Below are 20,973 nucleotides of genomic sequence, written 5' to 3' on the forward strand. Positions count from 1 at the left end.
GAGATATAAATGAACCAACTGTCTTTAGAGCTTGAGGGTATCGGTGTAGTTGCCCCCGCTCTCTACAAATGTAAAGAGTGCAAATTTTCAGAGCGGTGGGAGTGTAATACAAAAGTTGTTTGGTATTGTTCGAAAATTCGCTCAAACAGAACAGACAACAAATTGCTAAAAATTAAAGCCAATAATGCGGCTTGCAAGCTATTTTTAAAGGATGAGCTATGAACGAGGTAGAATGGCTAAACGAACACGGCGGCTTCGATGAATGGCGCGCCGCAGCAGAGGCACAATGGTGGGAGGATTACGGAGCGGATGCGGCGTATGACAGAGAGATAGACGATGCGGAATATTTTGCTGAAAGAGATCCCTATGTGGATGAACGCTAGAGAATTTGCAAAGCGCGAGGATAAAAAACTCTACGTGATAGACGTGCAGGCTAGTAAAGACCGAAAGATCGGACGCACGGATCGCTTCCGTAAGCTAGGAGGAGTGCTACAAATAGAGACGGAGCACTATTATCTAGCCTTTAAAGATCCGATCACGCCCGCGCTGAAAGAGCGGATAGAGCGGCTGTATTACAAGGCGATCGAATTAGTCGCAAACGATTATGAGCTTGCTTGGATAGCGCACAAGGACACGGGCTCGCCACACTTAAATGTGCTTCAGCGCTTTTTGCGCTTCAAGTGGCATCGCGGCGGAAAAATAGTGCAGAAAATGTGTGAGAACTTAGAGGCGCTTTTGGCAATGAGCGAGGAGGCGCGCGCGGAGTTTCTGACTCGTGAGTTAGAGGCTATGAGAGAAGCAAAGAAACAAAAGGAAGTGCAGAGTGAAACTATACAACGATCATTTTCAAAATTTTAAGCGCTACGGCATACCTAAAGCGCAGCTAGTGATCGCGGACATCCCCTATAATCTAGGAAATAACGCTTACGCAAGCAACCCCGTGTGGTATGTGGGCGGCGACAATGCAAACGGAGAAAGCAAGCTGGCAGGTAAAAGCTTCTTTGATACGGATGAAAATTTTAAAGTCGCCGAGTTTATGCACTTCTGCTCTAAAATGCTAATCAAAGAGCCTAAAGAGGCTGGACGAGCGCCTGCGATGATAGTGTTTTGCGCTTTCGAACAACAAGCGCCACTAATCGAGCTTGCCGCACGTTACGGCTTCGCGCACTACATAAATTTGGTATTTCGTAAAAAGTCCTCCTCGCAGGTCTTAAAAGCCAATATGCGAATAGTCGGCAATTGCGAATATGCGCTCATATTTTACCGCGACAAGCTACCGAAATTTAACGGCGGCGGCAGAATGAGGATGAACTGCATAGACTGGGTCAGCGACGACGCAAGCGTGCCGAAAATACACCCGACCCAAAAGCCCGTGAAGTTGCTTGAATACCTTATCTCGCTATTTACCGACGTGGGGGGATGTAGTGATCGATCCGCGTGCAGGGAGTGGCAGCACTTTAGTAGCGGCAGAAAATTTAGGGCGCAAATCTTACGGATTTGAGATCAAAAAGGATTTTTTTAAAGCGGCGCACGAACGGATGTTTAAAGCCGTGCAGAAAAAGCTATTCGTATAAAAGGATAAAAAATGAGCATGTGGTATAAAACACGCATAGAAATTTCGGGGCTGACGCTCAATCAGGCGGCGGGCATTATGGCAAGAGGTAAAGATTTCCTGGGGAGCATAATACCACTGCCTAAGACCATAGAGCTTGACGAAAATGGCTTTTACAAGACAGAGAAAGACAAAGAGGCCGCGCGCGAATTCTACGACAAAGAACGCGACTGTCGATTTATTAACTGCGATTGGAAATACACTGTATATCCAGAATATGGCGGGTATCGCGTGTTAATTGAAGCGCAAACCGAAGATATTCCTAAAAAAGAAATCCTTAAATTTATTAAGGAATTTGAAATGGAGAAAGAATGGCAGTGCATAGAATTTCTAGTAACGTCTTTTTGGGAAGAATTTGACGAGGGAGGCGATAATTGGATATTGCGAGCAGAGATAATATCAGACGAAAAGCAAAAACTCATGATGACCGAGTATGCGGTAAAGACGCCACTAACTTATGTAATATGAAAGGATACAAAATGACAACACAAGAAAAGATAAAGGTTATGCAAGCCTATACGAGGGGCGAGGAGATCGAGAGGCGTTCGGCTAATTGCGAAGAAGATGAATGGGCATTTGCAGGATTGCCGGTTTGGAATTGGGAGAAATTCGAATACCGTATCAAGCCAAAAGAGCCTAAATTCAAAGTAGGCGATGAGATAGTGTGCAAAAGCTCACGAGGTATCGCCAATCCCGAGGTTTGGTGCGTCGGATCGCCTGTGATAGAGGGAATAGACCCAGATGATTTCATCAATGTCGATGATGTCCTTTGGTATTGGGAGTATCAAGACGTAGATGGCGTGTGGGAAAGGACAAACGCTAGATACACAAAAAGCGACCTTAGCAAAGAAGTGCTCGGTCCCAATGAAAGAGAAACAGCTATGCCTCTTTACGCGCTAGGATTTAGATTGCCGGAAAAAATAGGAGAGTGAAATGTTTATACTAACTTATATCAAAGCGTGGGGTATTCTTATGACGCCGATATCTTATGTTTGGCTTTTTGTATGGATGGCTATCACAGGATATTTTTCCAAACTATCCGAAAAAGGAAGCGATACTCTTGCGTTGGTCTTTTTCATATCGACCATACTTCTTGTTATTGGCGTATCGATTTGGTGCTGGTATATAGCGGGCGATGTTTTAAATTTCTTTAGTGGCTTGAAAGGAGAATAGAATGCTAAATTTCATATTTTGGGGTATAACGCTGAATTGCTACGCGTTTACGATGTATGCTCTTGCATTATACTCCCTATCCCCCTACGAACTACAAATAAAAAGCAAGATAAAGCCGCTGTCTTTGGTGGGTGGTATATTTACACCATACGTTATGTTTATCATCAGCATAATTGTTTTTGTGCTGATAGTATATTGTCGGTTCGATGCCAATAAAATGGATATGATAATACAAAAAATGAAGGATATAAAATGAGTAGCCCCGAGCGAGAAAAAGAGCGCGAGATGCTAGCCAAAATCGACGATTTCGCGCAGAAGCACAATGAAAAAGGCGCGCTCGTGGAGAAAATCCATAAAAGGCTGTTTGAGCTGAATTTAGAACAACTAAAGGAAATTTTAAAAAGGATCGAGAAATGAATGAAATTTTGTTGTTATTATACTTGGCTGATCTATCGGATAAAATGTGCATTCTGTTAGCAGTTTGTGGTATACTTCTTTTTTCACTTGTGCTTTTCCTGTTTATGTTCGCCGACATCGGCATTGGAGACCGAACAAAGAAAATAGTATGGCACGGAATTAAGCTGTCAATCGCTATCATAATCCTTTCTTTTCTATATCCGTCCAAAAACACCCTTTATATCGCCGCTAGCGCAAAAGCGGGGCAGATAGGGATAGAAAAGCTGCAAGGTAGCGATACTTTTAGTAAGGCGTTGAAACTATTAGACAAAAAGCTAGATGAAGCTTTAGCGGAGGAAAAAAATGGATGATAAATTTATAACAAAAGCCGAAGCGCTTAAAGAGCTAGGGCTAAAATCTCAAATGAGCCTTTATAGGCTTACAAAGGCGGGAAAAATAGTCGCCAATAAGGTGAATGCGAAAGTGATTTATTATTCGCTAAGTTCTATCAAGGCTTACAAGGCAGGCAAAAGTGCTTAAAGCCCGTCTAAAAAATCGCTCCACCACTGCATCAACGCCGCGCGCTGCTTTAAATTTTTGGCGTGGTTATAAGCATCTTTTACCTTGTTTTTTTCTACGTGCGCGAGGCAAAGCTCGATTACGTCGGAGTTTTGCCCGTGCTCGTCTTGCTTTTCATGGCAGATCGTGCTGAATGTCGCGCGAAATCCGTGCGGCGTAATCATCTCGTTTGAAAAACCTAAATTTCGCAGCATAGAACGCACCGTATTATCGCTGATCGGCCTGACGTTTGATTTGATCGATGGAAAGATAAACTCGCTTTGCAGCGGTGAGCTCGCGCGATAATCCGAGAGCATTCTTCGGACGCTAGAGCTTAAAAACACCTCGTGATCTTTACCGTTTTTCATTTTGCTCGCGGGGATTTTCCACATATCTCCTTTTATCTCATCCCATGTAGCAAATCTTGCATTCTCTCCGCGTACTGCCGTGTATAGCATAAATAGCGCGCATACTTTTATCCTCTCATTTCCAAAATACCCCTTTACCGCTTTTATCAAATTTCTTATCTCCGCCTCATCCTTAAAATACGCAAAATGTCTAATCTGCCGTCTGCCTATGAGCGTGGCCTTATCAATGTCCGCGATGATATTGTGATCTACATATTCGTGAAGCAGGGCGAATTTATAAAAGCCATTTAGCGCGCCGAGCACCTTTTTCGCAGTTTCTTGCTTTTCGTCCGAGAGCAGGGGAGAGAGGGCGCCTATAATATCCTTTCTGCCGATATCCGCTATCTGCATACTCCCGAGCGCAGGCAAAAGGAGGCTTTCAAACCGCCTATTTATCCAAAACAGCTGCTTAGGGCTGATTTTGCTTTTCGTTTTGATCCATTCCTCAAAGACCTCGCGAAAGGTTATTTTATCGCTCGTTTTAACCCTCGTTTTTAGCTCGCTCTTTCTCTGCCTAGCCTCCGCAAGGCTCATCTCTCCCGCGCGCCCGATCGTCACTCTTTTATACTTCGCTCCTTGTTTATACTCATAGATGAAAAATTTAGCCCCGCTAGGCATTATTTTTATAAGCAGATTGCTGCCGTCGCCGACGAAGTAGGGTTTGTCTTTGGGCTTTAAATTCTTTAGCTGCGTTGCGGTTAGCGGAACCGATAACTTAGGCATTTCAAATCCTTTTTACTGACTAAATTTAAAATTTACTGCTGGAATTTACATTTAGGCAGTAAAAAAGTCAGCTATAAATTTTGTCTGCGATTATTTTCGATTGTTAATCATTGTTTGTGATTTTATGAAAATTTGTTTTAAAATTACGTTAAAATCGAGTTATAATGTCTGCGAAAGTTTTTGATTGTTTGTGATTGTTTTGAAGTGATGGCGGGTAGATAGGGATTCGAACCCCAGAAGGCTGACGCCTTACGCGCTTTCGAGGCGCGCTCCTTCGACCGCTCGGACATCTACCCGAATGAAAACGTAATTTAAGCCAAAAATGGCTTAATAATAGATTTAAAAATGAAATTCCGCGTGAAATTTCGCCTGATTTTGCGGGCGGGGGTTGAAATTTAACGGCACAAATTTAGATTTCGTTTTAAATCTATGGCTTAAGGTACGATCCGGTGCGGCTTTGGGTATGAAATTTACCTTCGCGCGCGTAGTTTTGGGCACGGAATTTTACCGCTTTATGGATGAAATTTTATAAAGCAGCAGCGTTTTACGCTCTGCGTAGCTTTTGCGAGCAAGGAATTTTAGCATTTCGCGGACAAATTTTATCGCGGCGGCGAAAAATCACTCGCCGTTTATAATTTTCATGCGCCGCCCTACAAAATCGAGATAAAAATTTTGATCTCGTCTCCGCCGTAAAACTCAAAATCCGTTCCAAACGCTCTTTTTAGTTCGCTAGCTTCAAAAAAGCTCCAAATTTTACTCCAAAACCTTGCTACGTTTTGCGGCTCATTTGGGAAACTAAAAACGGCGTATTTGCCGCTTTTGATTTCCAAGGCTTCGCCACCGCGTGGCGCTTTGGTGCCGATAAAGATATCGTAAAGCCCGTCAGCGCCGTTTTCGTAATCGTAATAGACGCCGTAGATCTCGCTCTGCCCGTCATAGCACTCTTTCATAAATTTTTCCCATAGCGCGGGAATTTTACCGCTCCCGTCTAGCTCGTCCGCGTTTTTCGTGCGGGCTTTTAACCCGTAAATTTTAAATCCGTCTAAATATGAAATTTTGATTTTTTCGCTCAAATTTCGCCCTTTCCGTTACTGCCCTAAAAGCTCCCTTGCTTCTTTTGCGATCGCGACGTCGGTGAAGCCGAAAAGCTTAAATAGCTCGCTCGCGTTGCCGCTCTCGCCGAAGCTTTGCATACCGTGTACCGCGTCTGCAAATTTATACCACTCAAGCGCGCTTGCGGCTTCGACGGCTAAAATTTTAGTTTGCGCCTGCAGGATTTGCGCCAGATAGTCTGCGTCCTGCTCACACAAAAGCTCGAAGCACGGCGCGCTTACGACGTTTGCGCCGATACCTTGCTCTTGCAGGATCGCCGCCGCTTTTAGGCAGAGCGAGACTTCGCTGCCGCTTGCGATGAGCGTGATCTGCGCCTCTTTGCTCTGCCTTAGCAGATACGCGCCGTTTTGCACGTCGCCCAAAACCGCCTTAGGTAGCGGCTCAAGTCCCTGGCGCGAGCAGACGAATGCCGCGGGCGCATTTAGGGCAAGTGCCGTACGCCAGCATTTTACGTTTTCGTTGCCGTCCGCGGGGCGGAAGGTGTAGAAGCCAGGCATCGCGCGGAAGGTGCTAAGCTGCTCGATAGGCTCGTGCGTCGGCCCGTCTTCGCCTACGCCGATACTGTCGTGCGTGAAGACGAAGTAGTGGCGCAAACCCATCAGCGCCGCGAGGCGAGCGCCCGTTTTTAGATAGTCGCTAAAGATAAAAAACGTCGCGCTAAACGGGATGAAAAGCCCGTATCTCGCAAAGGCGTTGCCGATCGCTGCCATCGCGTGCTCGCGGATGCCGAAGTGTAAATTTTTGCCGCACGGAAAGTCGCCGCCGCCTTTTAGCTCGGTCTTATTCGACGCCGCTAAATCGGCGCTTCCGCCCAAAAAGCCGGGCACGGCGTTTGCGATGGCGTTTAAAATTTTACCGTTACTATCGCGGGTGGCGACCTTAAGCCCGCTAAAATCGGGAAATTCTATCTTGCTAAAATCGGGATTTAAAAGCTCGTTTAGAAGCGCTCTTTTTTCATCGCTTAGCTTCGCAAGCTTCTCCTTCCAAAGTCTCTCCTCCAAATCACCCTTCTCAACCGCAGCGCGCGTCGCAAAAAGCACGTCCTCGCTTACGACGAAGCTTTGAGCGGGATCAAAGCCCAAGCTTTGCTTAGCGCGTGCAAGCAGCTCCTCACCAAGCGGCGCGCCGTGCGTTTTGGCCGTGCCCTCAAGCTCGAGCGCGCCCTTGCCGATCGTGGTGTTTGCGATGATGAGGTAGGGTTTTGTTTTGTTTTTGACCTCGTCAAGGACAAATTCTATCTGATCGAAATTATGCCCGTCGATGCGTGCGACCTCAAAGCCCTGCGCCTCAAATCGCACTTTCACATCCTCAAACCACGCGATATCGGTGCTGCCGTCGATCGTGATGCCATTAGAATCATAGATTATCGTGAGATTATCGAGGTTGTGTCTGCCCGCAAGCGCGCACGCTTCGTAGCTGATGCCCTCCTGCAGATCGCCGTCGCCGCAGAAGCAATAGACGCGGTGATCGATGATCTCGTTTCCTTCCTCGTTGAGCAGATGCGCGGCGTATTTCGCGGCCATCGCAAATCCAACCGCGTTTGCGACGCCCTGTCCGAGCGGTCCGGTAGCGATCTCGACGCCTGGGGTGGTGATCTCCGGGTGGCCCGGGGTTTTGGAGTGCAGGCGCCTGAAGCTTTTCAGATCGTCCATGCTCAAATCGTATCCGCTAAGATAGAGGTAGCTATACACGAGCGCGCTTGCGTGCCCGCCCGAGAATACGACGCGGTCGCGGTTCAGCCACGCGGGATTTTTGGGATTGTGGCGGACCTTACTCATAAAGACGCTCATTACGTCGCTTAGTCCCATCGGCGTGCCGGGATGGCCCGAGTTAGCGCTTTGGATCATATCCGCGCTTAGAAATTTGATCGTGTTTGAAATTTTACTTAGCTGCTCGCTCGACATTTTTCATCCTTTCAGGTATTTTTCTATCAAATTTAAAACCAAATCGCGCAGGCTTTCATCATAGCCGCTCATCGCGCCGCTTACCTCGTCTATTAGGCGCTGCTTGTAGCTTCTAGCACCCGCAAGACCTAGTAAATTTACGAAGGAATTTTTCGCGCCGTCCGCCCCTACGGGCTTGCCTGCGCTTGCCTCGTCGCCCGTGGCGTCGATGATATCATCCTCGATCTGAAATATAAGACCTAGCTTTAGTCCGATTTTATAAAGCTCATGCGCGAGCTCGTCCTTTAGCCCGCCGATTATGGCGCCTAGCTCAAACGCCGCTGCGATGAGCGCGCCCGTTTTATGCAGATGCAAAAACTCAAGCTCGCTTTGCTTTAACGGGCTGTTTTCAAAACGGCAATCGATCGCCTGACCCAGCACCATGCCGCCGCTGCCTGCGTTTCGCGCTAGAGTTTTAATGCATTTTATCTTAATCTCGTCGCTTAGGTTCGCGCTCGCGGCTATCAAAAACGCGTCGGTATTTAGCGCATCGCCCACTAAAATCGCCGTGACCTCGTCGTATTTTTTATGCAGGCTCGGCCGTCCGCGGCGCAGATCCGCATCGTCCATCGCGGGCAGATCGTCGTGGATAAGTGAGTAGGTGTGGATCATCTCAAGCGCCATCGCGATCGCCAGCGCGCCCTCAAAGCGCCGCTCATCCACTGTCGAGACGACGCCTAGTAGCAGCTGCGCGCGAAAATGCTTGCCGCCCGCCTGCAGCATGTAATTGAGCGCCTCCTCAAAGTACGGATGAAAGCTAGGCGCCTTCAGCTCGTTTTGCTTCAAGTAATCTTTAAATTTTTCTAAAATATCCATTGATCCTACCTTGCGGTTTTGATTTGCTCTGCTTGGGCGCGCCCTTGACGAATGCAAATTCGCGCCCTTCGAATGCCTTTTCGTCGCGCAGCTTAGACTTTGCTGTCGCGAGCCGTTTGTACGCCGCATAGAAGCAATCGTGCCGCTTAAAATTTTAAATTTTAATTCCCTAGCTTTACACAGTGCGCGCGGCGGAGGATGCTCCGCTTTTTTGAGCTGCATCTTACGTTAGATTTGCTCGCGGATGTCGCGCAACGGCTTGCCCGCTTTGCATTTAAGCCGTGCGAGTTAAATTTTACTTTGCGCCGCAGCGTAGCAGCTCGCCGAAATTTTAGAATTTGCCCTCGCGCCGCCCGTTAAATTTGACTGATTTGCTAAGGTTAAAAATTTAATAACCTAGCGTCAAATTAAGCGAGTCGTGCTTTATGCAAACCGTATCGCCACAAAATCTAAATTTAACGCCGCCTTATAAAATCGGGCTTCATTTAGTTCGCTACAGAAGCCGCTCGCTCCGTAAAATCCAAATCGCTCGCTAAGCAAAGCAGCCATTCTATATAAAAAGCTTATTTTCACCATTTTTGAACTACGCTTAGCCCTTATTGCCGAGCAGATCGCCTAGGCCTCCAAGCCCTCCTAGCATGGATGCTGCAGCGCCTTTCTTCTCATTTTCGACGAGTTTTATCGCGTCGCCTATCGCCGAAATTAGCAGGATCTGCAAGCTCTCTTTGTCGCTAAAAAGGCTGTCGTCGATGCTCAGATCTAGCACCTCGCCCGCGCCATTTAGTCTGATGGCGACCATGCCCGCGCCCGATTTTACGGTAAATTCCTTGCGCGCATTCTCCTCCTCGATCTGCTTAGCCTTGGCCTGCATCTGATCGAGCATCTGCCCCATTTTCGAAAAATCCATTCCCTCAAACATCTTTACTCCGTTATTTGGTTTTTTTCGTTTACTTGCACGATTTTAGGCTTGAAGCTTCTTGCTTTTTTTGCGCTCATCTGTGCGTAGGCCACGATGATGACGACGTCGCCGACGCAGACTTTGCGCGCGGCTGCGCCGTTTAGGCAGATCTCGCCCTTTTTCTCGCCGCGAATCACGTAGGTAGCGAAGCGCTCGCCGTTATTGACGTTTAGGATCTCTACTTTTTGGTATTCGCAAAGCCCCGCAGCCTCGATGAGCTCGGGTCCGATCGTAATGGAGCCTACGTAGTTGAGGTTGGCGTCCGTCACGCGCGCGCGGTGGATTTTGCTTGATAAAATTTCGATTTTCATCGACCGTCCTTTAAATTTAGTCTAAATTTGATTCGCCTCGCGCCGCGACGAGCTCGCTTACGACCTGCTTGTCGCTGAAGGGGTGCTTCACGCCCTTGATCTCCTGGTAGGTCTCGTCGCCCTTACCCAAAATAGCGATCATCTCGCCGTTTTTGGCAAGATCTAGCGCGCGCGCGATCGCCTCTTTGCGATCCGTGATCTTTAAAATTTTATCTTTTCGTCGCATCCCGGCGCAAATTTGCTCGATGATCTCATCTGGATTCTCGCTACGCGGATTATCGCTCGTGACGATGCAAATTTTGGCAAAGTGCTCGGCGATGGCGCCCATTTTCGGACGCTTGCCGTGGTCGCGATCGCCGCCCGCGCCAAAAACCGCGATGATCTCGCCGCTTGCACGCAGCGCGTTTAGCACCTTTTCGATGCCGTCGGGGGTATGAGCGAAATCGACGATTACAAGCGGGTCTTTATTTACGATCTGTACGCGACCCTCGACGCCGCCGAAGTTTGCCAGAGCTTTTGCGATCTTTTCGTTCGGCAGCTTGGTTAGAATTTTAACCGCCGCAAACGCCGCGGTAAGGTTGTAGAGATTAAACTCGCCGATGAGATCGCTTTGCAGCTGCGCATTATCGCCGTTTGGAGTACGCACGAGCGCGTCGATACCGCCCTTTAGCCCGTATCCGCTCACGCCGAAGCTCGCGGCGTTTTTGATGCCGTAGGTAAGGGCGTTTGCGGGGTCAAATTTAATGTGCCCATCGTCGGCGTTTATGAGCTTTGGCGCGTCGTCAGCGAAAAACGAGCTCTTGACTGCGGCGTATTCTTGCATGCTGCCATGATAATCGAGATGATCTTGGCTTAAATTCGTAAAAATTTTAAGCGCAAATTCTAATCCTTCGATACGATTTTGTGCGATTGCGTGCGAGCTTACCTCCATAACGAAATACTCGCAGCCCTGCTTGCCGGCTTCGTAAAGATAGCTCATCGTCTTAAAAACCGAGCTTGTCGTAAGCCCCTTCTCGTCGATCCTGCGCTCATTTATAAAGGCGCCGCGCGTGCCGCTTAGACCGCAGCTAAAGCCCAGATCCAGCAGCGTCGAATAGATCGCCGCCGCGGTCGTGGTCTTGCCGTTCGTGCCAGTGATGCCTACGATTTTGATGCGCGAATCGATCTTTAAAAGTTCCTTTGCTTGCACGATAGAGATGATCTGCGCGCCTTTTTGCGCCGCTTCAGGTTCAAATTTAGCGTTCGCGCTCGTGCGCATAAAAAAGCAGCCCGCCTCGCATTCGGCGGAGTTATCGGTGATAAAGCTATTTTCGAGTCGTATTTTCATGATTTTTGATTTTTTGCATCAGCGCTTCGAAGCGTTCATCGCCTGCATACGCGGCGGCCGAGCTCTCGACGTAATTAAGCCCCATTTCGTAGTAGCCGTTTTCTATCAAATTTTCTAAAAATTCTATCATCTCGGTTTTGTCCGAAATGGCGATTTTGGAGGAAAAAATGATCGATTCAAAGGCGTCTTTAAAGCCTCTTTGGCCTACCGCGCGCATAAAATCGGCATAAGCAATGACTGCAATCTCGTCCTCGGCGCCGGGTTCGGAGGCCGCTTCGTTCGCGATCTTTTCGTTGATGGAGTTTAAAATTTTAAAAAGCTCCGCAGTTTGAGTTTTGGGGCTGAGGTTGTAAAAATCAAAGAGCATAAACGCCTCTTCGCGGTCTGCCAGCGCGGTCTGGCAAAGTTCAAGCAAAAATAGAATTTCCTCCTCGCCGCTTTTTTCATATGCGAGCGAAAAATATAGCTTCGCAAGCTCGAATTCTCCGCGCGAAAAGGCCTTTAGCCCCAGTTTTTTATAGTTCAAACTCTTCGCCTTCGGGGATGTTTACGACGCTAAGCTCGGGGTGAATATCCATGCGAAGCTGGCGCTCGACGCCGTATTTTAGGGTCTGTGAGCTCGCCGCGCAGCCGTGGCAATGCCCGGTAAGGCGGACATAGACGACGCCGTTTTTTATGCCTAAAAGCTTCATATCGCCGCCGTCGTTTTGCAGCATCGGTCGGATTAGCTCCAAGCTATCCTGTACCGGGGCTAGAAGCTCTTCGTCTGTAAATGGTATCATTAAAATTCCTTATTTTAGTTTTGGCGCATTATATCCAAAAGCGATAAAAAAAGGCTTATCGGGGATGAAATTTAATCTGAAATTTTGCGCGAGGACGCGGATTTTGCGTAATGGCTCGCAAAGAATTTTATACGCCGCGAACGGCGAGTCGCGATTTTAAAAATTTTATCGATTCGGCAAGGACGAAACTCGCAAATCATCGGGCTTGCGTATATTTAAATTTAGACTATTTGCGCCATAAATTTGGGATGAAATTTTAGACAGATCGAGGGCTAAATTTGAGATGAAATTTTTGAGCGGTAGGTAAAATTTAAAGCGGAACTCTCTAAATTTAATTTATACAAGCGCCGATATGATTAAATTTTTTAGAAAAACAATCCTGCTTTTAATTGCAAATTTGCGATTACTAAAGCCTGGGCGGCGAATATTGTTTTGAAGCTCGCAGATGAAATTTTACGCCATGTCTTATACTGATCGCGGCTGTGAAATTTTAGCGCGGGCGTGTGCCATCACGGTAAAATTTCTATCGGCGTGCCGATTTTTACGTGCTCAAAAAGCTCGTCCATATCGTCGTTGACGAGTGCTATGCAGCCCTCCGTCCAGTCGCCGAACGCCGCGATACTCTGCCCTAGGTAGCTAAATTTGTTCGGTAGACCGTGGATTTTGATATCGCCACCTGCGCTCTTACCGAGGGATTTTGCGTGCGCTACGTCGGCTTTGTTCGGATAGGAGATGCCTAAATTTAGATGATACGCCGAGTTTGGATTTTTGCCGTTTATGGTGTAGTTGCCCTCCGGGGTTTTGCCGTCGCCTTGAACCTCTTTATGTCCTTCAGGCTCGCGTCCAAGGGCGATTTTGTAGCTTTTTGCGACGCCTTTCGAGGTCAAAATTTCAAGAATTCGTTTAGATTTATAGACGCGGATCTTAGAGATTTGCTCGCCGTCCAATGCCTGCTTTAGCGGAATTTCAGAGTTGATCGTTTCGATATTTTTATAGCTAAGATAATTGTCCAATGCCCACGCTAGGCCCGCAGCGATGATAATAAGCGGGAGTAAAATTTTAAATTTCATAGAAGAAATTTCGGGAGTGATCCCGAAATTTTATTTGCTGATTAGCTCGATATAAGCCATCTCTGCGGCGTCGCCCTTGCGAAGGCGAGTTTTGATGATGCGAGTGTAGCCGCCGTTTACGCCTGCATATTTTGGAGCGATCTCGGTGACTAGCTTATTTGTCGCAGCCTTATCTTGAAGCGCCGCGAAAACAAATCTATGCGCCTCGCTGTCGCCCTTGCGCGCGCGAGTGATCAGCTTTTCGGCATAGCTTCTTAGCTCTTTTGCCTTAGGAAGCGTGGTTTCGATCTTGCCGCTAGTAACTAAAGCGATGGTTAAATTTTTAAGCAGGGCGGCACGGTGAGACGAAGTACGCCCTAGCTTCCTATATCCGTGATTATGTCTCATTTATTGTCCTTCATTCTTTTGTCTTTGAGCCTTCAGCTCATCAAGCTTGCGTTTTAGCTGCTCTTTTTTCTCGCCGAGCTCTTGGTTACCGATAGGATAACCGATCTCCTCCATAACGGCCTTGATCTCCTCGAGAGATTTTTTGCCTAAGTTTTTAAGGTCTTTAAGCTCGCTTTCCTCCATGATCGCAAGCTCACCGATAAATCTAATATCCGCACGATCCAGGCAGTTAAAGCTTCGCGCGCTTAAGCTTAGATTGCTAACGCTCTCAAAAAGCTTTGCAAATTCGGAATTTGCAGGAATCGCTCTACCGAAAGTATCCGCAGCGCTGATATTTACGATGCCTTTGAAAACCGCCAGCTGCTGATACATCGCTTCAAGCGCGTTTTTAAACGCGTCTATCGCGCTGATCTGACCGTCGGTAGTGATCGTAAAGACTACCTTTTCGTAGTCGGGATTATCCTCTACGAAGACATTTTCGATGTCGTAAACGGCCTTGGTTACCGGGGTAAAAAACGCATCCAACGCGATGAAATCAGCGTCTAAATTTTCTCTGATCTCTTCGCTTGGGACGTAGCCGATACCCTTTTCGATGATGAGCGTAAATTTAAGATCGGCATCCTCGTTTATCGTAGCCAGATAAGCGCTTGGATTTACGATCTCTACGGCGTCGTTATTTAGGTCACTGCCGTAAATTTCTTTAGGTCCTTTAAAGCTGTATTCTACGACCTCGCGTAGGGAATCGCCTTTGATTTTAAACCTTAAGCCCTTTAAATTTATGATAAAAGCCGCCATATCCTCGAGCATGCCGCGCATGCTGTCGAATTCGTGGCTTACGCCTTCGATTTTAACCGCAGTCGGCGCAAAACCGACCGTGCTCGTATAAAGTAGCCTTCGTAAAGGATGAGCTAGAGTGACGGCATATCCCGTTTCAAAGGGATATGCTATGATTTTAGCAACATTTTCGCTGACATTCTCAACCTTTATTTCAGTTGGCATATGAGCTGATGTTGTGATTTTTCTCATATTAGCACCTACTATTTCGAGTAAAGCTCTACGATAAATCTTTCCTCTACAGGAATAACAACTTCTTCTCTCTCCGGAACTCTAGAAAAAATTCCGTATCTTTTCTCTTTTTCTACGTCGACCCACGCTACGATGCCGGTCTGTGCAGTAAGATCCAGCGCTCTTGAAATTTGCGGGTTATTTTTGCTCTTCTCGATCACTTCGATCTTTTGTCCTGCGCGAACGCTGTATGAAGGGATATCGACGCGCTTGCCGTCTACCAAGATATGTCCGTGCGTAACGAGCTGGCGCGCAAATCGTCTAGTCGTAGCAAAGCCCATGCGGTAAACGACGTTATCTAGCCTCTGCTCTAAAAGCTGAACCAAAATCGCTCCGGTGTTACCCTCTCTGCGAGCCGCTTCGGCAAATAGCCTGCGGAACTGCTTCTCGCTTACGCCGTACATAAATTTAGCCTTTTGTTTCTCGCGAAGCTGTGAGCCATATTCGCTTAGTTTAGCGCGTCTTTGTCCGTGCTGACCCGGAGCGTAAGGGCGTTTTAAAAGCGCGCTCTTGCCCGCAAGCCTTCTTTCGCCTTTCATAAATAGATCGACGCCGAGCCTTCTTTCTAATTTTTCAACCGGTCCTGTATATCTAGCCATAAATTTCTCCTTTTATAATTACACGCGACGTCGTTTAGGCGGTCTGCAACCGTTGTGCGCAAGAGGAGTGATATCTTTGAAATATGTAACTTTAATCCCTTCTACGCTACCTACACTTTTAACGGCGGTTTCGCGTCCGCTTCCCGGACCCTGAACCTTGACGCCTACCTCTTTGATGCCGTGCTCTTTGGCTTTGCTTAGCGCGTCCTCGACGGCTTGTTGCGCCGCATAAGGGGTGGATTTTTTGCTGCCTTTAAAATTTAAAGCGCCCGCACTGCTCCACGCGATCGCGTTGCCCATCTCGTCCGTTACGGTTATCATGGTGTTGTTAAACGTAGCGGAGATGTAAACTATGCCTTTGGCGATATTTTTTCTGACGGTTTTTTTCTTAACTACTTTTTTTTGTGCCATATCTCAATCCTTATTTAGCTGCCGCGCCGACGGTTTTGCGTTTGCCTTTTCTGGTTCTGGCGTTCGTTTTTGTTTTTTGACCGCGAACCGGAAGACCCTTTCTGTGTCTTAAGCCGCGATAGCCGCCCAAGTCCATAAGCGCTTTTATATCCATAGCCACTTGTTTGCGAAGATCGCCTTCGACCATATAGTGCTCTTGGATCTCTTTTCTAATAGCGGCGGCTTCATCTTCGCTCAGATCGGCGACTCTTTTATCGTAAGAAATTCCTGCCGCATCGAGAATTTTTCTCGACGTAAATAAACCTATACCGTAGATATAAGTTAGTCCGTATTCAATCCTTTTTTTCTTTGGTAGATCTACACCTGCGATACGAGCCATAACTTATCCTTGTCTTTGTTTATGTTTTGGATTTTCACAAATAACGTGAACAACACCTTTGCGCTTGACAATTTTACATTTGTCGCACATTTTCTTAACGGATGGACGAACTTTCATTCCACTCTCCTAAAATTTTCTCCACTTTAAATGCAAACTGCACCTAGGTTTAATGAAATTTCAAAAGCGAAAGTATCAAACCAACTGTTTTCAAAATAGTGGGGATTTTGAAAACACTTCTTCCTACAGTTTAGTCGCAAAATCGCGAGTATATCTAAATTTAACTTTATCCTTACTTATAGCGGTAGGTGATCCTGCCTTTATCGAGGCTGTAAGGGGTTAGCTCGACTTTTACGCGATCGCCCGGCATTATCTTGATGTAGTGCATCCGCATCTTACCAGCGATATGGCATAAAATCACGTGCTTGTTGTCTAGCTCGACCTTAAAAGTCGCGTTCGGCAGCGCTTCTATGACGTTGCCGTCGATCTCTATGACGTCGTCTTTTGCCACAAATTCTCCTTTCTTTTAAATTTAAAAAGGGCGATTATATAGAATTTAAAATTTTAAACAGCTTAAAAAAAATTTAAAATAAGCAAAATTTCAGATTTATTTCGCTACGCGCGCACTGTTTTTACAGAAGCAAGGCGGCGCTCTTTTTAAAATTTTAGTATAATGGCTCAAAAATTTTAAAGGAAAAATATGAAATGGCAAGACGGCAGACGAAGCTCAAACGTGGAGGATGACCGCGCAAGCAGCATGCGCACGAGCTCCGGCTCGCTTGGGATGCTGATTCCGATCATCAGGTTTTTGCTCGGCTCAAAGATCGGGCGCATAGTGCTCATAATCGGCGTCGTAGCGTATTTTATGGGCTACAACCCTTTGGCGCTTTTAGACGGAGGCGCTAGCACGCAGAGAGAGCCGACCGATAGCCCGCAGGAGCAGGAAAAGCTCGCCTTTGTCTCGGCGGTGCTAGCTCAAACCGAGGACGTTTGGGGCGAGATATTTAAAAGCGTGGGCGCGCGCTACGAGGAGCCCGGCTTGCGGCTCTTTCGCGATCAGATAGCAAGCGGCTGCGGCTTTGCGAGCGCGCAGACGGGACCTTTTTATTGCCCGAGGGACCGCAAAATTTATCTGGATCTCAGTTTTTTCGACGAGCTTGCGAATAAATACAAAGCGGGCGGCGACTTCGCGCAGGCCTATGTCATCGCGCACGAAGTAGGGCATCACGTTCAAAATTTAGTCGGCACGCTAGAGCAGGTCGCCGCTCTAAAAAGGCGCGCTCGCAGCGAAGCCGAGCAAAACGCGCTTCAGGTCAAAGTCGAGCTGCAGGCGGACTGCTACGCGGGGGTCTGGGCGCACTATCTCGCAAAAGCCGGGCGCGTGCTTGAAGCGGGCGACATCGACGAGGCGCTAAATGCCGCCAGCGCGATCGGCGACGATACGTTGCAGCGCAAATTTAGCGGCCGCGTCGTGCCCGATTCCTTCACGCACGGCACCTCGGCGCAGCGCAAAGAGTGGTTTAAAAAGGGCTTAGCGGGCGGAAACCTAAAGGCTTGCTCGTTTGAGCCGTAAAACTCGGACTTTGAGCTAGCTTGCGGGCTAGATAAAGGCGGCTTAAATTTTAAAATTTAACGCCGAGCTTGAAGGCGGAATTTTAGAATTTTAATGATCGGCGATTAAGAAGTTTGGGCGGCGCGCACAGCTAGCGCGACGACGGCTTGTTTGAGCGCAGACTCGACTACGGCATAAGAAACCAAAATAGATACGTTAAAAATTTATGGAGGCAAAAATGAATAAAATAACCTGCATCTGCCTAGGCGTGCGAAGCATGCAAAGGGCGCTGAAATTTTACAGAGACGGCCTAGGATTTAAGACGGATTGCAAAGACGACGACCCGCCGGTATGTTTTTTCAAAACGCCCGGAACCAAATTTGAGCTCTATCCCTTGGGCGCGCTGGCACGAGATATCAACGAAAACGATCCGCCCAGAGGCAGCGGATTTGGCGGCATCACGCTAGCCTATAACGTAAAAAACAAAGAGGACGTAGCTAGCGTCATAGAGCTAGTAAAAAAGGCGGGCGGAGCCATCGTCAAGGAGCCCCAAGATGCGTTTTGGGGCGGATACCACGCGTATTTTGCCGATCCGGACGGATACTACTGGGAGGTGGTTTGGGGGCCCGGTTTTAAATTTGACGAGGACGGGCTGCTTAAATTTTAGATCAAAATTTTTGCGGCCGAGGCTTGTTTGGAGGCGCCAAAGCCTTTGGCCTAAGCGTGTAAAATTTAAACTCAAAATTTTATTACAAATCATCGGGCGGGTTTTTTGGCTCGTATAGTTTGCGGCACCGTTTTCCCGCGCTTTGCTCTAAACATCGAGCGAGATTTTACTCTCCGATGTGATCTGCGGCGCAGATTTTACGTGAGGCTAAAATTTACCCGCACCCCGCCCCGTTTCTTTATCGGCGTTCAGCGACTCTAACCGTACCCGCCGCGCTGTTTTATTCGCGCTCGCAGTACCGCTTTGCTCGCATCGCATGCCGCTACTCAAAGCAAGAAAGCGGATATTTCGCGGCGCTTTTATCCGTGAGCGCGGCAAGGAAAATAGCGATAAGCTCCTAGAAGCTTTGCGCGACAGCCTCTTTCAAAAAGCGCTTGTTTATGAGCGAATTTTCGATGTCGGGATGAGCTAGAATGATTAAGCTTTTCATATTTTTCCTTTAAAATTTTGTTTTTGGGCGATAAAATTTGCCGCTAAAATCGCAGATAGAGCTTCGCTTTGAAATTTTATTTTCAAATTAGCGGCAGAATTTTAAGGCAAAATTTCAAGACCGAATTTTAATGCCGAAGCTTCAGTGCCTAAATTTGACGCCGAAATTCCGTAGTAAATTTCAGCGCATAAATTTTATAATTAAAGCTTAGCGCCCAAATACGCCGGGGCCCTATTTCAAAACGCTAGCTTGGCGCTTTATTTCCCCGCAGCTAGCAGATCTGCAAGCACCTTTGCCGCGTGATCCTTTGCCTTGACGCTTTTATAGACCTTTAAAATTTTGCCGTCCGCACCGATCAGAAAGGTCGAGCGCACGATGCCTAGATACTCGCGCCCGTAGTTTTTGCGCACCTGCCACGCGCCGTATAGCTTGGCTACCTCGTGCTGCGGATCGCTCAGCAGGATGTGCTTTAGGCTCTGCTTGGCGATGAAGCCGGCGTGAGATTTGGCGCTGTCGGGGCTGATGCCGACGATCACGCAGTCTGCGGCGACGAAATCATCGTACGCGGCGCTAAATTCGCACGCTTCGGTCGTGCAGCCGGGGGTGTTATCCTTGGGGTAAAAATACAGCGCGACCCTCTTGCCTGCGAAGTCCTTTAGCGCGACGCTCGCGCCGTCGGCGTTTTGTAGCGTAAAAGCGGGTGCTTCGTCTCCCGCTTGCAGCGTGATTTTGCGCTCGCGATCCTCTGCGCTAAATTCGTCTTCGATCCGTGTTTTTCTCTGCATATCGTGTCCTTTTTTTGAAATTTTCGGGCTCATAGCCCAAATCACGGCTAAATTTTAATCTTTTTTCATAAATTTATCCTTGTTTGGATGAAATTTTGCCCCGCGTCGCAGCTGCGCGCGATCGGGTGGATCGTAAGCAGATCGTTTTAGACAAGAGCGGGCTAGGGGCTTGCTTTGCGACACGCGTAAAAACATTTTGTTGCACATGCCTTGAGGTAGTATGTTACGAGAGCGCCTCGTATCTATCGTACCACGCAAATCCAGGTTCCTCACAAGCAAAATAACGCTCGTTTTCACAACTCCTCTTAATCTACTCTTAGCTTTTTAACGATATGATTCTACAAATTTTAACAAAGGATACAACATGAAAACGCTCGTGATCTTATCGCATCCCAATTTCGCCGCCTCGCGCGTGAACAAAGCCCTATCGCAGGTCGCAAAGGGCGCTGCCGGCATGGAGGTACGCCATTTGGAGGGACTTTACGGCACCGATACTGCGCGCATCGACGCTCGCACAGAGCAAGACGCGTTATTGGGCGCTGAGCGCATCGTATTTTTGTACCCGATGTACTGGCTAAACGTGCCGCCTATGCTAAAAGCCTATATCGATATCGTCTTTTCGCACGAGCTGGTGGGCTCCGGCGCGCTTAAGGGCAAGGTTCTGCAGCTCGCGCTAAGCGCTAGTACGCCGCTTAGCGAATACTCCAAACAGGGCGTGATAGGCTTTAGCCTGGATGAAATTTTAACTCCGCTTAAGATCGCGGCAAACTACTGCGGGATGGACTTTGCTGTGCCGTTTGTCAGCAGCGGGTTTGAGCCCGGCGAGTTTGGCGACGATGCCGTAGATGCCGCAGCCGCACGCTTTGGTAAGCTTTTGCGAGGCGAGTTGAGCCCCGGCGAGTATCAAATTTAGCAAAGCAAATGCTTGCTATCTGCGGCTACGAGCTGAAATTTTACAAGAGTGATTTTATTCGAGAAATCTACGCCTTTTAACGAGCCGATCGGCAAAAGCTCAAAAAACGCTCGGGTTTAGGGCGAGGCGGTCGGTTCGATGATCTGTCCGCGCTGCTATCTATCGGCGGGCGCGGTTAGTGTGTGCCGCTATGATCTAGATCGGCTCACTCTTGATGTGGATAATCTACGCGAGGATCGGTCATTACCGAGCAAAGTAGCGCCCTAGCAAGTGCGTAAAATATGAAAGCGCATTGCTATAAGCGAGCGGGCAGAGTGAAGAGGAGCCCGCGTTTCATAGATATCTCGTGCTAGTGGGGCTCTTGCGCGCCGCATAGATGCAAATCCTGCGCGAAACGCGCACTGCGGCAAATAGGGCAAGACCGCTCTTGGTGTATAATTGGGGCTGGATGTCGCGCGGGGTGTATCTGCGCGCATGAGAGAAAAGACCGCTTACGGCGCGATTTGAGTTGCTACAAAATTTGATTTATCAAAAGAAGT

Annotated in this window: 32 protein-coding genes, 1 tRNA gene and 1 pseudogene; 14 read left to right on the forward strand and 20 right to left on the reverse strand. The window is 47.9% G+C overall.

All coding sequences use genetic code 11. The annotated features are described in order from the left end of the window. Nucleotides 1-9 precede the first annotated feature (9 nt). From CGRAC_RS01215 to CGRAC_RS12155, 10 genes and pseudogenes are all read left to right on the forward strand, one after another. Nucleotides 10-222, forward strand: coding sequence for a hypothetical protein (locus CGRAC_RS01215; RefSeq protein ID WP_040303550.1), 213 nt, complete (start codon nt 10-12; stop codon nt 220-222). After that, nucleotides 219-383 carry a hypothetical protein gene (locus tag CGRAC_RS11680; RefSeq protein WP_005870032.1) on the forward strand — a complete coding sequence of 55 codons (165 nt, stop codon included), beginning with the start codon at nt 219-221 and terminating at the stop codon, nt 381-383. The genes CGRAC_RS01215 and CGRAC_RS11680 overlap by 4 nt, the downstream gene beginning before the upstream one ends. Beyond that, entirely contained in the window at nt 349-858 is a 510-nt protein-coding gene (locus CGRAC_RS01220; protein WP_157753346.1) for a hypothetical protein, read from the forward strand. The genes CGRAC_RS11680 and CGRAC_RS01220 overlap by 35 nt, the downstream gene beginning before the upstream one ends. Continuing rightward, a pseudogene (locus CGRAC_RS01225) lies at nt 824-1,574 on the forward strand (DNA-methyltransferase). Before CGRAC_RS01220 ends, CGRAC_RS01225 begins: the two are co-directional and overlap by 35 nt. A gap of 11 nt (nt 1,575-1,585) precedes the next feature. Continuing rightward, entirely contained in the window at nt 1,586-2,080 is a 495-nt protein-coding gene (locus tag CGRAC_RS01230; RefSeq protein WP_005870037.1) for a hypothetical protein, read from the forward strand. Between the two features lie 11 nt (nt 2,081-2,091). Beyond that, complete coding sequence (locus CGRAC_RS01235) at nt 2,092-2,544, forward strand: hypothetical protein (RefSeq protein ID WP_005870040.1); 453 nt, start codon at nt 2,092-2,094, stop codon at nt 2,542-2,544. A 1-nt stretch (nt 2,545) separates the two neighbouring features. Continuing rightward, on the forward strand, nt 2,546-2,785 hold the full coding sequence (locus CGRAC_RS01240) for a hypothetical protein (RefSeq protein ID WP_005870042.1): 240 nt from the start codon (nt 2,546-2,548) through the stop codon (nt 2,783-2,785). A 252-nt stretch (nt 2,786-3,037) separates the two neighbouring features. Beyond that, entirely contained in the window at nt 3,038-3,202 is a 165-nt protein-coding gene (locus tag CGRAC_RS11685) for a hypothetical protein (RefSeq protein ID WP_005870046.1), read from the forward strand. Continuing rightward, nucleotides 3,199-3,552, forward strand: coding sequence for a hypothetical protein (locus tag CGRAC_RS01250; protein WP_040303554.1), 354 nt, complete (start codon nt 3,199-3,201; stop codon nt 3,550-3,552). The genes CGRAC_RS11685 and CGRAC_RS01250 overlap by 4 nt, the downstream gene beginning before the upstream one ends. After that, nucleotides 3,545-3,721: a helix-turn-helix transcriptional regulator gene (locus CGRAC_RS12155; RefSeq protein WP_005870050.1), complete on the forward strand. Its 177-nt coding sequence runs from the start codon at nt 3,545-3,547 to the stop codon at nt 3,719-3,721. The genes CGRAC_RS01250 and CGRAC_RS12155 overlap by 8 nt, the downstream gene beginning before the upstream one ends. Here CGRAC_RS12155 and CGRAC_RS01255 read toward each other — a convergent pair. Continuing rightward, nucleotides 3,718-4,869 (reverse strand): tyrosine-type recombinase/integrase, encoded by a 1,152-nt coding sequence (locus CGRAC_RS01255; RefSeq protein ID WP_005870052.1) that lies wholly within the window; start codon nt 4,867-4,869, stop codon nt 3,718-3,720. The genes CGRAC_RS12155 and CGRAC_RS01255 overlap by 4 nt on opposite strands. Before the next feature lie 208 nt (nt 4,870-5,077). Next, nucleotides 5,078-5,165 (reverse strand) — tRNA-Ser (locus CGRAC_RS01260). Nucleotides 5,166-5,257: 92 nt separating this feature from the next. On the opposite strand from CGRAC_RS01260, the gene CGRAC_RS11690 reads away from it, so the two are divergent. After that, a complete protein-coding gene (locus CGRAC_RS11690; RefSeq protein ID WP_005869892.1) occupies nt 5,258-5,401 on the forward strand; it encodes a hypothetical protein in 144 nt (47 codons plus the stop codon). Between the two features lie 118 nt (nt 5,402-5,519). On the opposite strand, the gene CGRAC_RS01265 is transcribed toward CGRAC_RS11690, so the two are convergent. The 16 genes from CGRAC_RS01265 to infA form a co-directional block, all read right to left on the reverse strand. Further along, nucleotides 5,520-5,942: a GyrI-like domain-containing protein gene (locus CGRAC_RS01265; protein ID WP_005869890.1), complete on the reverse strand. Its 423-nt coding sequence runs from the start codon at nt 5,940-5,942 to the stop codon at nt 5,520-5,522. Between the two features lie 15 nt (nt 5,943-5,957). Next, a complete protein-coding gene (tkt, locus tag CGRAC_RS01270; protein ID WP_005869887.1) occupies nt 5,958-7,886 on the reverse strand; it encodes a transketolase in 1,929 nt (642 codons plus the stop codon). Nucleotides 7,887-7,889: 3 nt separating this feature from the next. Continuing rightward, nucleotides 7,890-8,741 carry a polyprenyl synthetase family protein gene (locus CGRAC_RS01275; RefSeq protein ID WP_040303479.1) on the reverse strand — a complete coding sequence of 284 codons (852 nt, stop codon included), beginning with the start codon at nt 8,739-8,741 and terminating at the stop codon, nt 7,890-7,892. Nucleotides 8,742-9,330: 589 nt separating this feature from the next. Continuing rightward, nucleotides 9,331-9,660, reverse strand: coding sequence for a YbaB/EbfC family nucleoid-associated protein (locus CGRAC_RS01280; RefSeq protein ID WP_005869878.1), 330 nt, complete (start codon nt 9,658-9,660; stop codon nt 9,331-9,333). Between the two features lie 2 nt (nt 9,661-9,662). Next, nucleotides 9,663-10,010, reverse strand: coding sequence for an aspartate 1-decarboxylase (gene panD / locus CGRAC_RS01285; RefSeq protein WP_005869876.1), 348 nt, complete (start codon nt 10,008-10,010; stop codon nt 9,663-9,665). A gap of 16 nt (nt 10,011-10,026) precedes the next feature. Continuing rightward, nucleotides 10,027-11,337 carry a UDP-N-acetylmuramoyl-L-alanyl-D-glutamate--2,6-diaminopimelate ligase gene (locus tag CGRAC_RS01290; RefSeq protein WP_005869874.1) on the reverse strand — a complete coding sequence of 437 codons (1,311 nt, stop codon included), beginning with the start codon at nt 11,335-11,337 and terminating at the stop codon, nt 10,027-10,029. Continuing rightward, entirely contained in the window at nt 11,315-11,863 is a 549-nt protein-coding gene (locus CGRAC_RS01295) for a hypothetical protein (RefSeq protein ID WP_005869872.1), read from the reverse strand. Before CGRAC_RS01295 ends, CGRAC_RS01290 begins: the two co-directional genes overlap by 23 nt. Further along, nucleotides 11,853-12,119 carry a NifU family protein gene (locus CGRAC_RS01300; protein ID WP_005869869.1) on the reverse strand — a complete coding sequence of 89 codons (267 nt, stop codon included), beginning with the start codon at nt 12,117-12,119 and terminating at the stop codon, nt 11,853-11,855. The genes CGRAC_RS01295 and CGRAC_RS01300 overlap by 11 nt, the downstream gene beginning before the upstream one ends. Nucleotides 12,120-12,628: 509 nt before the next feature. Next, the gene (locus tag CGRAC_RS01305) at nt 12,629-13,132 is read right to left on the reverse strand and encodes a L,D-transpeptidase family protein (RefSeq protein WP_157753345.1); all 504 of its coding nucleotides are present in this window, start codon (nt 13,130-13,132) and stop codon (nt 12,629-12,631) included. A gap of 87 nt (nt 13,133-13,219) precedes the next feature. Beyond that, nucleotides 13,220-13,576, reverse strand: a complete 357-nt coding sequence (rplQ, locus tag CGRAC_RS01310; RefSeq protein WP_005869862.1) for a 50S ribosomal protein L17 — start codon at nt 13,574-13,576, stop codon at nt 13,220-13,222. Beyond that, nucleotides 13,577-14,602 carry a DNA-directed RNA polymerase subunit alpha gene (locus CGRAC_RS01315; protein ID WP_040303420.1) on the reverse strand — a complete coding sequence of 342 codons (1,026 nt, stop codon included), beginning with the start codon at nt 14,600-14,602 and terminating at the stop codon, nt 13,577-13,579. Between the two features lie 11 nt (nt 14,603-14,613). Further along, nucleotides 14,614-15,240: a 30S ribosomal protein S4 gene (gene rpsD, locus CGRAC_RS01320; RefSeq protein WP_005869858.1), complete on the reverse strand. Its 627-nt coding sequence runs from the start codon at nt 15,238-15,240 to the stop codon at nt 14,614-14,616. Between the two features lie 18 nt (nt 15,241-15,258). Then, nucleotides 15,259-15,651 (reverse strand): 30S ribosomal protein S11, encoded by a 393-nt coding sequence (rpsK, locus tag CGRAC_RS01325; RefSeq protein ID WP_005869857.1) that lies wholly within the window; start codon nt 15,649-15,651, stop codon nt 15,259-15,261. Between the two features lie 10 nt (nt 15,652-15,661). Then, a complete protein-coding gene (gene rpsM / locus CGRAC_RS01330; RefSeq protein ID WP_005869856.1) occupies nt 15,662-16,030 on the reverse strand; it encodes a 30S ribosomal protein S13 in 369 nt (122 codons plus the stop codon). A gap of 3 nt (nt 16,031-16,033) precedes the next feature. Further along, nucleotides 16,034-16,147 (reverse strand): 50S ribosomal protein L36, encoded by a 114-nt coding sequence (gene rpmJ, locus CGRAC_RS11420; RefSeq protein ID WP_005869855.1) that lies wholly within the window; start codon nt 16,145-16,147, stop codon nt 16,034-16,036. 172 nt (nt 16,148-16,319) lie between these two features. Further along, complete coding sequence (infA, locus tag CGRAC_RS01335; RefSeq protein WP_005869854.1) at nt 16,320-16,538, reverse strand: translation initiation factor IF-1; 219 nt, start codon at nt 16,536-16,538, stop codon at nt 16,320-16,322. A gap of 189 nt (nt 16,539-16,727) precedes the next feature. Between infA and ypfJ the strand changes: the two genes are divergently transcribed. Next, the gene (ypfJ, locus tag CGRAC_RS01340; protein WP_005869853.1) at nt 16,728-17,600 is read left to right on the forward strand and encodes a KPN_02809 family neutral zinc metallopeptidase; all 873 of its coding nucleotides are present in this window, start codon (nt 16,728-16,730) and stop codon (nt 17,598-17,600) included. A 217-nt stretch (nt 17,601-17,817) separates the two neighbouring features. Further along, on the forward strand, nt 17,818-18,246 hold the full coding sequence (locus CGRAC_RS01345) for a VOC family protein (RefSeq protein WP_005869852.1): 429 nt from the start codon (nt 17,818-17,820) through the stop codon (nt 18,244-18,246). A 397-nt stretch (nt 18,247-18,643) separates the two neighbouring features. On the opposite strand, the gene CGRAC_RS12375 is transcribed toward CGRAC_RS01345, so the two are convergent. Both CGRAC_RS12375 and bcp read right to left on the reverse strand, forming a co-directional pair. Beyond that, nucleotides 18,644-18,736 (reverse strand): NAD(P)H-dependent oxidoreductase, encoded by a 93-nt coding sequence (locus CGRAC_RS12375; protein ID WP_218565497.1) that lies wholly within the window; start codon nt 18,734-18,736, stop codon nt 18,644-18,646. A gap of 257 nt (nt 18,737-18,993) precedes the next feature. Next, on the reverse strand, nt 18,994-19,521 hold the full coding sequence (bcp, locus tag CGRAC_RS01350; RefSeq protein ID WP_040303409.1) for a thioredoxin-dependent thiol peroxidase: 528 nt from the start codon (nt 19,519-19,521) through the stop codon (nt 18,994-18,996). Nucleotides 19,522-19,885: 364 nt separating this feature from the next. On the opposite strand from bcp, the gene CGRAC_RS01355 reads away from it, so the two are divergent. Next, a complete protein-coding gene (locus CGRAC_RS01355; RefSeq protein ID WP_005869841.1) occupies nt 19,886-20,434 on the forward strand; it encodes an NAD(P)H-dependent oxidoreductase in 549 nt (182 codons plus the stop codon). The last annotated feature ends 539 nt before the right edge of the window (nt 20,435-20,973 follow it).

The organism is Campylobacter gracilis, from assembly GCF_001190745.1.
GTDB classification, from domain to species: domain Bacteria; phylum Campylobacterota; class Campylobacteria; order Campylobacterales; family Campylobacteraceae; genus Campylobacter_B; species Campylobacter_B gracilis.